Annotated in this window: 13 protein-coding genes; 1 reads left to right on the top strand and 12 read right to left on the bottom strand. The window is 40.9% G+C overall.

Going from position 1 to position 13,231, the window contains the following annotated elements; genetic code table 11:
* Positions 1–7: 7 nt before the first annotated feature.
* The 11 genes from ftsZ to KI210_RS08230 all read right to left on the bottom strand — a co-directional run bounded on the left by ftsZ (position 8) and on the right by KI210_RS08230 (position 11,510).
* Positions 8–1,342 (bottom strand): cell division protein FtsZ, encoded by a 1,335-nt coding sequence (ftsZ, locus tag KI210_RS08280; RefSeq protein WP_212781415.1) that lies wholly within the window; start codon positions 1,340–1,342, stop codon positions 8–10.
* Positions 1,343–1,357: 15 nt separating this feature from the next.
* A complete protein-coding gene (gene ftsA / locus KI210_RS08275) occupies positions 1,358–2,719 on the bottom strand; it encodes a cell division protein FtsA (protein WP_212781414.1) in 1,362 nt (453 codons plus the stop codon).
* Between the two features lie 57 nt (positions 2,720–2,776).
* Complete coding sequence (locus tag KI210_RS08270) at positions 2,777–3,625, bottom strand: cell division protein FtsQ/DivIB (protein WP_212781413.1); 849 nt, start codon at positions 3,623–3,625, stop codon at positions 2,777–2,779.
* A 20-nt stretch (positions 3,626–3,645) separates the two neighbouring features.
* Entirely contained in the window at positions 3,646–4,752 is a 1,107-nt protein-coding gene (gene murG / locus KI210_RS08265) for an undecaprenyldiphospho-muramoylpentapeptide beta-N-acetylglucosaminyltransferase (RefSeq protein WP_212781412.1), read from the bottom strand.
* Position 4,753: 1 nt separating this feature from the next.
* Positions 4,754–6,133: a UDP-N-acetylmuramoyl-L-alanine--D-glutamate ligase gene (murD, locus tag KI210_RS08260; protein WP_212781411.1), complete on the bottom strand. Its 1,380-nt coding sequence runs from the start codon at positions 6,131–6,133 to the stop codon at positions 4,754–4,756.
* A 12-nt stretch (positions 6,134–6,145) separates the two neighbouring features.
* Entirely contained in the window at positions 6,146–7,105 is a 960-nt protein-coding gene (gene mraY / locus KI210_RS08255; RefSeq protein ID WP_212781410.1) for a phospho-N-acetylmuramoyl-pentapeptide-transferase, read from the bottom strand.
* A gap of 6 nt (positions 7,106–7,111) precedes the next feature.
* On the bottom strand, positions 7,112–9,256 hold the full coding sequence (locus KI210_RS08250) for a penicillin-binding transpeptidase domain-containing protein (protein WP_212781409.1): 2,145 nt from the start codon (positions 9,254–9,256) through the stop codon (positions 7,112–7,114).
* Positions 9,256–9,618, bottom strand: a complete 363-nt coding sequence (gene ftsL / locus KI210_RS08245; RefSeq protein WP_212781408.1) for a cell division protein FtsL — start codon at positions 9,616–9,618, stop codon at positions 9,256–9,258. Before ftsL ends, KI210_RS08250 begins: the two co-directional genes overlap by 1 nt.
* A gap of 11 nt (positions 9,619–9,629) precedes the next feature.
* A complete protein-coding gene (rsmH, locus tag KI210_RS08240) occupies positions 9,630–10,577 on the bottom strand; it encodes a 16S rRNA (cytosine(1402)-N(4))-methyltransferase RsmH (protein WP_212781407.1) in 948 nt (315 codons plus the stop codon).
* Positions 10,574–11,005: a division/cell wall cluster transcriptional repressor MraZ gene (gene mraZ, locus KI210_RS08235; protein ID WP_212781406.1), complete on the bottom strand. Its 432-nt coding sequence runs from the start codon at positions 11,003–11,005 to the stop codon at positions 10,574–10,576. Before mraZ ends, rsmH begins: the two co-directional genes overlap by 4 nt.
* A gap of 178 nt (positions 11,006–11,183) precedes the next feature.
* Positions 11,184–11,510 (bottom strand): DUF3397 family protein, encoded by a 327-nt coding sequence (locus tag KI210_RS08230; protein WP_212781405.1) that lies wholly within the window; start codon positions 11,508–11,510, stop codon positions 11,184–11,186.
* 93 nt (positions 11,511–11,603) lie between these two features.
* Between KI210_RS08230 and KI210_RS08225 the strand changes: the two genes are divergently transcribed.
* Positions 11,604–11,732, top strand: coding sequence for a DUF4044 domain-containing protein (locus KI210_RS08225; protein WP_212781404.1), 129 nt, complete (start codon positions 11,604–11,606; stop codon positions 11,730–11,732).
* 78 nt (positions 11,733–11,810) lie between these two features.
* On the opposite strand, the gene KI210_RS08220 is transcribed toward KI210_RS08225, so the two are convergent.
* Complete coding sequence (locus KI210_RS08220) at positions 11,811–12,866, bottom strand: hypothetical protein (protein ID WP_212781403.1); 1,056 nt, start codon at positions 12,864–12,866, stop codon at positions 11,811–11,813.
* Between the last annotated feature and the right edge of the window lie 365 nt (positions 12,867–13,231).

The raw sequence follows: 13,231 nt of genomic DNA, 5'->3' as shown, positions 1-13,231 counted from the left end.
ATCCTCCTTAGTTTTCACCACGGTGCTTGAAGAACGGAATTGAATCGTTATCGTCATCTTCTTGCAGGCTTGTTTCAATTTGTGAGATGTTGCTGTTATCGTCGTTGGTAAATGAATTTAAGTCATCAGTTTGATTATTTTCGTTCCGACGCTTATTTCCACCATCATTTAAACCCCAAACACTCGTTGGGTCGACCATTGTCTCTTGTTTCTTCGGTTTGTTAGGTTCAGCAGGCTTAACTGGTTCAGGTTGAGCTTGGGGTTGAACCGCTTGACTTGGTGCAGGTTGGACTGAAGCCGTTGAATTAGGCTTAACTTCAGGAGCCGGCTTAGCCTTAACTTGGTGACTCCGACCTGGCAATTGCTTTGATGCTTCTGCTTCAACTTCAGAATCAATCCCCGTAGCAATGACCGTAACCACGACTTCATCACCAAGGTTAGGATTAATAGAAGTACCGAAAATAATGTTAACATCGTCACCGGCTGCTTTAGAAACAATTTCGGACGCATCTTGCGCTTCAAATAAAGTTAAGTCTGGGCCACCTGTAATGTTCAACAGGACTTGCTTAGCACCATCAATCGAGACTTCCAATAATGGTGAGCTAATTGCCAGCTTGGTTGCCTCAACTGTCCGGTTTTCGCCGCTAGCACGGCCAATTCCCATCAGGGCTGCCCCTTGATTTTCCATAACCGTCTTAACATCGGCAAAGTCCAAGTTCACGTAGTCAGTTGAAGTAATCAAGTCAGAAATACCTTGAACACCTTGTTTCAAAACATTATCGGCTTCCTTGAAGGCATCCATCATTGGGGTCTTTTTGTCGACCATTTCCAAAAGACGGTTGTTGGCAATGATAACCAACGTATCAACATATTCTTTCAGTTGAGCAATCCCATCACTGGCGTTCTTTGATCGACGCGGGCCTTCAAAGCTAAAAGGACGAGTAACTACCCCAACGGTCAAAGCACCAGTTTCCCGGGCAATCTTAGCTACCACTGGAGCAGCACCAGTACCGGTGCCACCACCCATACCAGCTGTGATAAAGATCATATCTGCGCCCTTTAAGGCATCCTCGATTGTTTGTTCGCTTTCTTCGGCTGCTTTTTGTCCAACTTCAGGATGTGAACCTGCGCCTAACCCTCTGGTCAACTTTGGCCCAAGTTGGATCTTATTCTCAGCTTTATTGCTATTTAATGCTTGTACATCTGTATTAGCTGCAATGAAGGAAACTCCTTGAACTCCATCATCAATCATTCGGTTAACAGCGTTACCACCGGCGCCACCAACACCGATAACTTTTATAACAGCATTCTTGTTGTCATCTGAATCGAACGTAAAATCCATCTAAATTAACCACCTTTAATCAAAGAACTTTTTAAAGAAACTGGTAAAGCTTCCTGGTTCTTTCTTTTCTTTCTTATTTGTCTGCTCAGCTTCTGAAGATTCATCACTTCTTGGCGTATTACTTACATTATAATCTTCTTTGACAATAGTTTCACTAGGTGTAGGCTGTCTTTTTGCGTTTCTTTCCTTTTTTGGCTTGCTTTCAGGAAGATCTGGAACAGCTTGACTCCCGTAAATGACATTTTCCACCAAATAGTCAATTTCTGACATGTTGTAAGCATACTTAACAATCCCATACCCTGCAGTATATGCTGGGTTCCGAATACCCAATTGATCCGGTTGATAGAGCTTGGTTTTAACATTAAGCTTTTGACTTACCAAAGAATCTATTCCTTGGAGCAAGCTGGTACCACCCGTGATAATAATGCCACCGGGCAGTTTTAAAGTATCATGCTTAACTAAGCCGCCGCCAATTCGATTAATGATTTGGTTAACCCGCGCATTAATAATTTCACTGAGATATTTTTCATCAATCATTTGCTGCTGGGTAGCTCCGACGCTTCTTACCGCAAACTTTGCTTGTTCAGAAGCAAGTCGGGGATCGGCATAACCGTAATCGATCTTGATTTGCTCGGCTTCTTTTTTCGAAGTTGACAAAACGACCGAAATATCATTGGTAATATCGCTGCCACCTTCGAGATCTACTTTGGCGTATTTAATTTGACCTTGATGAATTACGGTTGCACTTGTCACGCCGCCACCAAAGTCCAAAATGATTGCGCCAAAGGTTCGTTCTCCCTCATCCAGCGCAACGCTGGCAATTGCTAAAGGAGTAGGCACAAAGAAGTTATTGTAGTAATTTGCGCGTTCAATCGCCTTATTTAAATTATGCAAGTCACCACTTGGTGCGGTTAACAAGATCCCATTGACTGCCAATGAATGAGCAATCATTTTTCGGGGATCGTCGACATTGGTTTTGCCATCGATGATAAACCGACTTGGCAAATACGAAATTGGCTCGCGCCCATCTTTGATTGCCGATTTGATCGCAGCTTGCAAAACCCGCTTAACATCATTATTATTTACTTCTCGACCATTTTCATCTATCGTGGTCAAGCCAGCGGCCGGCTCCAGCTGCAGCATTCCCACCGGTAAGCCTGTAACCACGCGATGAATAGTAGTGCCTGTTTTTTCAGAAATATCAGTTAGGGCCCGTTTTATCGAAGCTGCGGTTTCATCAATATCAACAATATGTCCGTGTCGCATCCCGGTATTCGGGGTGGCTACCGCTCCGATTACGCGGCCGTTATCAGCAACAACTGCTTTAATGCTTGTGGTCCCAATATCCAGACCAACCAATAAATTTGAGTTTTCCAAGATTAAGCCCCCATCTTCAGCCTATCAACGAATTGCTTTAAGTCCATCAATTTTTCATTAAACGCCATACATTTTTCTTTCTTTACTGGTTAATTTGCGACTAAAAGCGCCAATTTCCATATCAATCAAACTATGTTTATCAGCCTTAGCTCTAATAGCGTCATAATAATGAACCTTTTGTTTAAAAGTATCTATATTGCCAATGACGACATTGCCGTCTTTCATGATATAAATTACTTGAGTTGACCTCTTAGTATTTCCTGAAATCAATTTTACTTGACTTCTAAAACTTGCAGGCAATGCTTGGAAAAGCTTAAAATTCCGATCCAAAACACTGCGTTTGGAAAAGCCAAGATAGAGTGGCTTATCGTGGTCAACCACATCCCATTTCAAGTGCTGTTTGCCTAAACGACCATTCGTTAGCAACTTCCGATAACTGGAACCAGTTTTCACATAGCCGACTGTTTCACGTTCGCTCACCTTTAAAACGACATGATTAATTTCTTTGACAGCTACTTTCACACTCTTAATTTCAGGATACGCTTTTTTAACTCGCTCGCTGATTTCATTTTGATTAAACAATTGACTTATTACTTTATCATCAGCCTGAATTCCAGATTTTTTGGCGATTTGCGTCGGTGACAGGTCACTAGCGCCGCTAACTTCAATATCAGCAATATTAGCTAATGGTGAAATATAATAGCCCAAAGCTAGAATCATGATTATGGCGATAATTACAAAGATGCTCATTCGTCGCCGCAGCGACCTGCGCCGTTCAGCCTGTAAATTTGTCAGCGAGGCAGACACTTTTTTCTGTTTTCCGCGGTTCTTCACCTGCTCTTGGTGATTTAAATATGGCGAAAGCTCTTTGCGGGGATCTTTTTTGGTTACACCTTTTTTGGGCACCTGCCTCACCTCCTTGTAGGTTAACCGTGTACTAATTCATCCATCACTTTAATAATTTGATCCGATGAATCGGGAACGCCCATTTGCTTTGAAGCTGCGCTCATTGCTTGTGCGGCTTTTTGATCAAGCAGCAAATGGTCAATCGATGACACAAAACTGTTTGGATTCAGATCATCTTCCGGGATCACAATTGCCGCTCCGCGCGCTTCCATGTCCTGCGCATTTTTAAGCTGATGGTTGTGCGTTACGTTAGGACTAGGGATTAAGATTGCGGGTACCCCCAAAGCCGTAAATTCGGCTAAACTAGTTGCTCCAGAACGAGCAACCACGCAAGTCATTTCAGGAAGCAAGGCTGGCATATTTTCAATATATGGCAAAATCTTAATATTTTCGCCTAAATGGTGATCGGCCAACTTTTTATCAATGGCATCATAGTAGTAGGTACCGGTTGCCCACACAATTTGATAAGGCTTGTTTTCCAGTTCCTTTAATGACTTTAACATCACCCGGTTTATTGCTAGAGCACCGCGCGAGCCGCCAAACACCAAAACAGTTGGAACATCAGTTTCAAAGCCCCACTGAGTCAGATCAAATGGTTCCAAGTTTAAATTTAAGACTTGTTGGGAGCGGGGATTTCCTGTCTTCACCAACTTTTTCTTTTCGCCAAATTGTTTAGCAGCATCCTCAAAAGTATAGCAAATTCGATCAACATAGTGACCCAAAAACTTATTGGCTAAACCAACCACACTGTTAGATTCATGGATCATTGTTGGAATGTGCATTTTAGCAGCTTCATAAACAACTGCTCCGCTGACATAACCACCTGTACCCAAAACCAAGTCCGGTTTGAAGTCCTTGATAATTTCCTTGGCACGCTTGGTTGCCTTCAAGAACAATTCAATGGTTTCAAAATTTTTCAGGGGATTTTTCCGGTTAAAGCCTTGAATCTTGATGGTTGTAAAATTAACCCCGGCAGCTGGAACAATCTTGCTTTCCAGTCCCTTTTCAGTACCAACAAACAGTATTTCATCTTTATTGGCAATTCCGCGCTCTTCTAATCGCTCAATAATCGCCATGATTGGGTAAATGTGGCCACCTGTACCGCCACCTGTAAAAATAACTCTCATTTTATTTCGTCTTCAATTCTTTTATAAATTTAACAAAGTAGTCGCCACGTTCTTCAAAAGTCCGGAATTGATCCCAAGAAGCACAAGCTGGTGAGAACAGAATAACATCACCTGCGTTAGACAATCGCCAAGCATTAGGAACTGCTTCCATCAGCGTATCTACAATAACAATTTGCTTTACTCCCGCCTTACGGCAAGCATCGGCCAAAAGGTAGCGGCTTTCGCCATACAAGACAGCTGCTTTTACATGCTCTTTAATCAACTCAACTAAATCATCAAAGACAAACCCGCGATCTAATCCTCCGGCAATCCATACCTCAGGGGCTTTGAATGATGGAAGAGCAACGCTCGCTGCTTCAATATTGGTCGATTTAGAATCATTATAAAACTTTCGCTCATCGATTGTTCCGACATATTGTAAGCGGTGCTTGGCGCCTCCAAAACTGCTCAAGATTGCCGTTATGTCATCGTTTTCTGCACCAAACAAACGTGCCAGCGAAATTGCAACTAAACAATTTTGTTGGTTATGAATACCAGGCAGTTTAATCTCATCCAGCGGCATGATTTTTTGATCGTGATACATTAAGGCATCTTCACCAATATAGTAATCAGCAGCTGGATCAGTTTCAGAAAATGTTTGTATTTGCGCCTTAGTTAAAGCTTGCTCTTTGGCCAAAATTTCTTTTTGATCGTAATTAGCAATGAAGTAATCATCAGGAGTTTGGAATCTGGTCACATTTAACTTAGCCTGAACATAGTTCTCGAAAGTTTTGTGATAGTCCAAATGCACATTTGGGTAAATATCAACAATTGCCGCAGCTTTAGGATTGATATCAGTGACGCCCAATAATTGGAAACTGGAAATTTCCACCACTAAGATATCATCTTTTGTAGCCTTGGTTACCACTGACGAAATTGGAGTTCCGATATTGCCCACAGCATAAGCGTGATGGCCAGTTTTAGCTAAATGATGATCCAAAATTTGTTGGGTCAACATCACTGTAGTGGTCTTGCCATTTGAACCTGTCACACAAATATATGGTGCCTCGCTGCAGCTTAAAGCAATTTCTGGTTCGGTGATGATGGGAAGTCCTAACTCTTGGGCTTTTGCTACCATTGGGTTTTCGTATGGAATACCAGGATTTTTTACAAAATAATCAAAGTGTTCCTGGGATAAAAGCTCTACTGGGTGATGTCCCCCAATCACTCGTACGCCTTGTTCTGCCAAATCCTTGGCCTGTTCATTGTGCGCCAAATCTGATTTGTCATTGAGCGTAATGCGTGCGCCAAGCTTTAACAACAATTTGCTTACCGCATAGCCACTCTTGCCTAAACCTAAAACTAATACATTTTTACCCTTATAAGTATCGATATACTTCATTGTAAATTATGGTTAACCCCAAATTCCTAAATAAATTAAACTACCTACTAAACCAACTAGCCAAAATACAATATCAACTTTCCATTCACTCCAGCCAAGCATTTCAAAATGGTGATGGATTGGCGTCATTTTGAAAATTCTTTTACCGGTCGTTTGAAAAGATGCTACTTGCAGCATGACACTAGCAGTTTCACAAACAAAAACAATCCCAATCAACAATAAGGACCATGGGCGATGCAGGAAAATCGAAACACTGGCCAAGCCACCGCCTAGAGCCAAGGAGCCGGCGTCACCCATAAAGATTTTAGCTGGCTTATGGTTAAAAATAAAGAAGGCGATTAAACCACCAATGACACTCATGCAGAAAATTAAAACTGCTTCATCATGCTGCTTATAAGCTAAATAAGCGTAGGTGCCATAAGCAATAATTGAAAGTCCAGTTGCCAGCCCATCTAGACCATCTGATAGATTGACCGCGTTTGAATAGCCAACTAGCCAGAAAATCAAAAATAGGACAAAAATCGCAATTCCAGTTAATTCTCCAATAAAAGGTATCGGCAAACTGAACTTGAACCGGTCACTCGCAGCTATCAAAACTATTACAATAGCAATTACAATCTGCAAGGCTAATTTTTGCCAAGCCCGCAAGCCTAGATTACGTTTAAACCGCAGCTTGATCCCATCGTCAAAGAAGCCGATTAGCCCATAGCCTAATAAGCTTAAAAGCAAAATCCAACTAACTTTTACCAGACTGTGCTGCCAAAGGCTAACCCAGATCGTGGAAATAGCGGCTGCCAAGACAAAGATGGTTCCTCCCATTGTGGGTGTCCCACTCTTTTTCTGGTGCCATTTAGGACCTTCATCTCGAATTTCTTGTCCTTCTTTTTTAGCATGCATGTACATGATGAGCCAAGGAAGGAAGATGGCTGTGATCACTAATGAACTAACTAATGCGATAATGCTTGCAAGCATTGTGCTTTACTCCTTTAACTTGATTTTGATCGTTTTAGCTGATTTCAAGCTGCTGCCAGCTTTAAGCGATTGCGAACTTACGGTGCCTGAGCCGGATTGGCTAATCTTGATCCCAGTTAGTTTGGTAAATTCCTCAAGATAATTGCTGGTCCAACCGGTCATATCCGGCATGGTAAGCGTTCCGCCGGTATTTACCAACAACTTGTTGCCTTTTATTAGGGTTTCTCCAGAACTTAATCCTTGGGCAATCACTTTTTTGCCTGAGCCCAATACTTCCAGCTCGATGCCGCTAGCTGAAGCTTCGGCTTTTGCTTTACTAATGGTTTTACCAGTTAAACTTGGTACTTTAACTACTTTAACATCACTTGACTGATTTTGAGCATATAAAGCCACACGTTTCATCAAAGGTTTAAAAATTGAAGATAAAATTACTTCCGCACCCTTACCCAGATACTTAGGTTGCTGCATGGTAATGTACACACAGTATCGAGGATTCTTGGTTGGGTAGATCCCGACTACTGAGAAAATATAATTCTTGTCTCCTGATAGGTAACCGCCATTTTTCGAGGCAATTTGAGCAGTACCAGTTTTAACGCCGATATCTAAGCCAGAAATCTTATAAGCATGACCAGTACCATAATTGGCATTCATAACTCGCTTCATTTCTTGCACGATCGTTTTACGAGTAGCAGCTGAATAAATTTGACTGCCGACTTTTTGGACTTGGTATGATTTCACGGTTTTACCATCAGCATCGGTTATTTTCTTCACTAGCTGTGGTTTAACCATTTGACCATTGTTGCCTAGGGTACTAAAGGCCTGCATCATTTGCCAAACATTGACGTTTACCCCTTGGCCAAATGAAGTTACGGCTTGGTCTAAGCTTCCACTAAAGGAAATCGAACCAGCTTGCTCTCCTGGAAGCGTAATGCCTGATTTTTGACCAATATGGTATTTCTTTAAATACTCCTTCCATTTTTTGGCTCCGATCTTGCGTTCCAATAATGCAAAACCAACATTACTTGACCGCGGAAAGGCTTGCCAGAATGGAATCGAACCCCAACCAGAATTATTCCAGTCGTGAATCGTCGATCCGCCCAAAGTTAACGAACCAGAACGGTAGTAGCTATTTGGTTGATAGTTGCCAGTTTCAATGGCGGCTGACAAGGTTAAAATCTTAAAGACTGAGCCAGGTTCGTAGGAATCTTGCGTTAAGACATCCCGATATGAATTTGAAAGGCCCTTACGCGTTTGAGCGTTGAAAGTTGGCCGCTGGCTAGCTGCCAAAATTTGTCCGGTCTTCATATCCTCAACCACAGCCGTGAGTTTCTTCGGCTGGTACTTCGATTTAATGGCACTCATTTGGGTTTCCAAAAAGCTTTGGAGCTGAGAATCAAGCGTTAAATAAACGTTATTACCATTTTGGGCTGGTTTATAAACGTTATTCTTACTTGAAGTAGAGCTGGCACTGGTAATCTTATAACCATCTTTACCAGTTAGCTCGTTGTTGAAGTAAGCTTCAATTCCCATGACGCCAACCAAGCTCTGGTCCCCGGTCTTTTTATCGGATTGCGTTGAAGTCAAGCCAACTAAATTTGAAGCAAAGACACCATTAGGATATAGCCGAGATGGCGTTTCAGTAAACTTAATTCCCGGCAAATTCATTTTTTGAATCTTTTTCTTTTGATCCAAAGTTAAATTAGAGCCAGCCGTTCCAAATTGAACTTGATAAACGTTCTTCTTGCTTAAATATTTGAGAATTTGCTTCTTTGACAAAGACAGAACAGTCGAAAGCTTTTCAGCTGTTTTTTCTTTATCAACGACGTATTCAGGTTTATTTTTATAATTTATGGACGATTTGTCTAAAATTGCATAGATCGTATACAAATTTGTATCTTCGGCAACAACCGAACCACTTCGATCGTAAATTGTCCCTCTGCTTGCAGTTAAGGTCTCACTAGTCGAATATAACGACTTAGTCCGCTTGCTCAAATCTACCCCATTAACTGTCTTAGAGAGGCCTAAATAAATAAAGCGTCCTATAAATACAAGAAAAACCAAAGCCACAATTATCTGGAGAATTCTCCCCACCGTAAAACGGTAGCTGTGGGCTTTGGCTGTATTCTTTGTTGAATTACTCTGTTTCTTCATTAGCGAATCGTCCTAATGTTTTTTTCTATTAACTTTAGTCCCTTTTGTTTGGCAATCTTGTTCAATCTAGAACTAGATGTCAATTCACCAATTTGGCGTTCCAGATCAGTAACCTTATTCTGCTGCTTCGTGATCTTCTGTTGGACATTGGTTAATTCACTTTGAGTCGAAGTTGCGGAATTACTGGAGGTTACGCACAAAGTTGCAAGCACTAAACAGGTCACGCTGCCCATCAGCACAATAGCTTTTTCAAATGGACTAAAACGGACTACCCTTTTGGTACTTATGCTTGTGGTTTGTTTGACACCCTCGGTATTTTTCTCTGGGTCTAAATCAAGTCTTCTTGCTGAAGTATCAGCCATATTATCTTCCTCTATAATTTTTCTGCAACCCGCAATTTTGCACTATGTGAGCGGTTGTTCTCTGCTAATTCTGCTGCTGAAGCCACAATTGGCTTCCGGTTTACCAGCTTTAAGGTTGGTTTTAGATCTGCTGGAATCACCGGCATGCCTCGAGGAACTTCAACCTCAGAATACTTCTTAAAAATCCGTTTGACGATCTTATCTTCGTGAGATTGGAAGGTAATAACGCTAATTCTCCCTCCCGGCTTCAGGACTTTGATAGCCTCCTCCAAAGAAGTTTGCAAAACGTCAAGCTCATGGTTAACTGCTACCCTTAAAGCTTGAAAACTCTTCTTTGCTGGGTGACCACCAGTTCTCCTGGCTCTGGCCGGAATTGCCGCTTTGATTACATCAACCAATTCAAAGGTAGTTGTAATCGGTGCCGATTGCCGTCTTTCTACGATCAGTCTGGCAATTTGGCGAGAAAATTTTTCATCGCCATATTGATAAAGGAGATCAGCTAATTCCTTTTGGCTTAAAGTATTAACTAAGGTATATGCATCAATTGGTTGACTTTGATCCATGCGCATATCCAAGCGAGCATTATAACGATAGGAAAAACCGCGATCGGCTTGATCAAATTGAGGAGAAGAGACCCCCAGGTCATAGTAAATACCATCTATGCCATCGGTAAAGCCCAGCTTAACCAAGTTCTCTGCCAAATGGGAGAAATTAGCATGCACCATGATCAGCTTCGGGTCACTAGTTGGCTGCATCAAATCCGCAAAGGTTGACTTGGCAGATTCAATTGCATATTCATCCTGATCAAAACCAATTACCGTTCCTCGTTGCAACTTGCTCAAAAGATATTTAGCATGTCCGCCGCCGCCAAATGTTGCATCCACATAAAGACCGCCATCGGTTGGATTCAAATTATCAATAGTTTCATGTAAGAGTACGCTTTTATGTTTGAAAGTCATAGTTCAATGTCGTCCAAATCTTCTGCAATTTCATCATAGTCATCACTGGCATCATTTTCGAAATCATCCCAGCGTTCTTTAGCCCAAATCTCAATTCGATCTGCAACCCCTACGATGACGCATTCTTTAATCAGTCCGGCATGCTCTTTCAATGTAGTGGTCAGGTTCACACGTCCCTGCTTATCAAACTCGGCTTCCATTGCACCTGAATAAAACATCCGCGTAAACTTACGAGCATTTCTTTTAGTAAGTGGAAGTTTTGCGAGCTTGGCTTCAATTTTTTGCCACTCCTCAACGGTGTAGCCAAAAATGCAGCCTTCCATACCACGAGTAAATACCATCTTTTCACCAATTTGGTCACGCAATTTAGCCGGAATAATTAACCGGCCTTTGGCATCCAAATTGTGCTGGTATTCTCCCATGAACATGGTATAGCCCTCCTTCCACACAATTAATTTACCACAATTCACCACTCCATACCACACAATGTCACAAATTGGTCAAAACTTTTTATAATTGTTAGCTTATTGAAATAAACAGACGAAAAAAACGCCCGAAAATCAAGCTTTCAGGCGTTTTATAAAAAGTGGTAGCAAGGTGGGGATTTTAGACCAAGGTTACTAACAGACAAACATACCACAAGCAGCTGCACATGGTTAAATATTGCCATAACAAGTGAAAGGTTTTCCCCACAGCCATATTCTTTTCACGAATTGCAATTCTGATAACCACCAAAAGTACCAGAATAAAAAAGGTTAAAAAGCCATACGGTAAAAAAGAAGGCTTTTTATTATAAATAGTGATCAGCCCACAGGCGGGCACAAAAAAGAACGGCAAAACATCCCATCCGGAAAATTGTGCTTTAGGAAACATGTGACCAACTAGCCAACCAGCCACTAAACCCGCAACTGGAATCAAAATAATCGCTAACATTTGTAATTTCCTCCATCTTGTATTCTATCTTGTTTCACGATTGAAAAAAACCTTCTATCAGGATAAAATTAAAAGGATAAGGGAGGTTATCCAATGGCACGCAGAAAAAAGCATCGCTCGAAATATCAAAAGATTGAAAATGCCATGGTCATTTTAATGGCCTTTATTACTTTGGCAGCTATTGTTGTAGCTATCATCCCATTATTTACTGGTGGCTATTAACTAACGCAAAAAGGCTCAGCTTAAAGCTGAGCCTTTTTTATGTACGCCAATATTTTTTATATCCGTGCCTTAATGCCGTTAAACGTTAAAGGCTAGTAGATCTGAGTATTCATAGTGTTTTCCATCGACCACAATACCCGTATCATCTTTGCCTTCCAAATTGCCAAAGATATAATCTGGCTGGCTTTTAGTTATTATTTGAATAGAACTACCTGGCTCTTTTTGGGCAAGCATATCCTTAGCTGCTTGCAATTTCACTTCTCGATCTAGTAAATGTTGAGGATCTGCGCTTTTGTTTTCCAAATGTGCATTTAGCATAAATTGGTAATAAGGCAGTTTAGGATCGTCTTTGATGATCTTATCGCAATCAGCCTTTTTAAATACTACTAAATCATCAAAGACGCCGGTATCCGTAATGCTGGCAAGCAATAAACTATGATCATTTTCAGCAAGTATTTGTCCTAAGAAGAACTCTTCTTGAGGTTGACCGTGTAAATAAATTTCCACTAAATTGCTTTTAGGCAGATTAGTTGCTTTATACCATTTATTCAACAAATCATTTTCAATTTCAGCTGGAATAACCATGATGATGTCCTGGAGATTAACCGAAATTGCACGTTCTTCACGCTGATAAATATTAACAAATTCACTAATAAAAAGAGCGGATTTTGCAACATTTTCCAGACGTCCGGTTATTTCCTTGCCATCTGATGTTTGAACCGTGATCACATGACCAACAAAGGAATCCAAGCTTAATTCGTTTATTAACCTACTGTTCATAGCACGCTTATTAAAAGGATCGGCTAAATTTTTTAGGTGGGATTCACTTATCTTTTTGTCGTTGAACTCTTGTACTTGGTCAATCCTCATCCAAATCACCCCGTCCCAGTAATTATCGCTGTTTATGGGTTCAAACAAGAGCCAATCGTTTATTTGTTTGATCTTAATACCAACATAGTATTCATCTGAACTATCGGCATTAAGCCTGAGTGTTGTTATTTTGTTCATTTTTCTTACCTTAAATTGATTAATGACGATGATGATCCCCGTTCCAAGAGGACTTAATTTTTTTCTTTTCGTTAATTCTACCCGGTCTTCTCTTGGTGTGCTTATCCTTGGTTGATCTACGGGCATGGCTTCTGTGGGAGGAAAACTGTTGAAATGGGAGCAATCGTTGAGGTAATCACGATAACAGCCATTACTGAAATAATTCTTTCAAATTTCATTTCTATCCCTCCTATATCTAAAATTATACTAATTATTAATTAATAATCAAGTATAAATTATAATCCTGCAGTGTGAAATGTTTTCACTCAAACTAACGAATTAATTCAGACCTATTTACTTTTAGCGATTAACTAACGCAAAAAGGCTCAGCTTAAAGCTGAGCCTTTTTTAATGGCTCTATAATTTTTCCTGTTGATGGTTTATCTATATGATATCCTGTTAACAGGATTTTTTATTGCGCAAGAAAAAGAGGCCATAGCCTCTATTTCTCA

This window comes from Lactobacillus corticis, assembly GCF_018327645.1.
In the GTDB taxonomy this organism is placed as follows: Bacteria; Bacillota; Bacilli; order Lactobacillales; family Lactobacillaceae; genus Lactobacillus; species Lactobacillus corticis.
This window is presented reverse-complemented; position numbering and strand designations above follow the sequence as displayed.

Bases quoted from the DNA above. Each gene is read 5' to 3' on its own strand.
- rsmH (WP_212781407.1), bottom strand. From the start codon at position 10,577: ATGACTTTCAAACATAAAAGCGTACTCTTACATGAAACTATTGATAAT.
- mraZ (WP_212781406.1), bottom strand. From the start codon at position 11,005: ATGTTCATGGGAGAATACCAGCACAATTTGGATGCCAAAGGCCGGTTA.
- ftsZ (WP_212781415.1), bottom strand. From the start codon at position 1,342: ATGGATTTTACGTTCGATTCAGATGACAACAAGAATGCTGTTATAAAA.
- murD (WP_212781411.1), bottom strand. From the start codon at position 6,133: ATGAAGTATATCGATACTTATAAGGGTAAAAATGTATTAGTTTTAGGT.
- mraY (WP_212781410.1), bottom strand. From the start codon at position 7,105: ATGCTTGCAAGCATTATCGCATTAGTTAGTTCATTAGTGATCACAGCC.
- KI210_RS08250 (WP_212781409.1), bottom strand. From the start codon at position 9,256: ATGAAGAAACAGAGTAATTCAACAAAGAATACAGCCAAAGCCCACAGC.
- KI210_RS08220 (WP_212781403.1), bottom strand. From the start codon at position 12,866: ATGCCCGTAGATCAACCAAGGATAAGCACACCAAGAGAAGACCGGGTA.
- ftsL (WP_212781408.1), bottom strand. From the start codon at position 9,618: ATGGCTGATACTTCAGCAAGAAGACTTGATTTAGACCCAGAGAAAAAT.
- KI210_RS08225 (WP_212781404.1), top strand. From the start codon at position 11,604: ATGGCACGCAGAAAAAAGCATCGCTCGAAATATCAAAAGATTGAAAAT.
- murG (WP_212781412.1), bottom strand. From the start codon at position 4,752: ATGAGAGTTATTTTTACAGGTGGCGGTACAGGTGGCCACATTTACCCA.
- KI210_RS08230 (WP_212781405.1), bottom strand. From the start codon at position 11,510: ATGTTAGCGATTATTTTGATTCCAGTTGCGGGTTTAGTGGCTGGTTGG.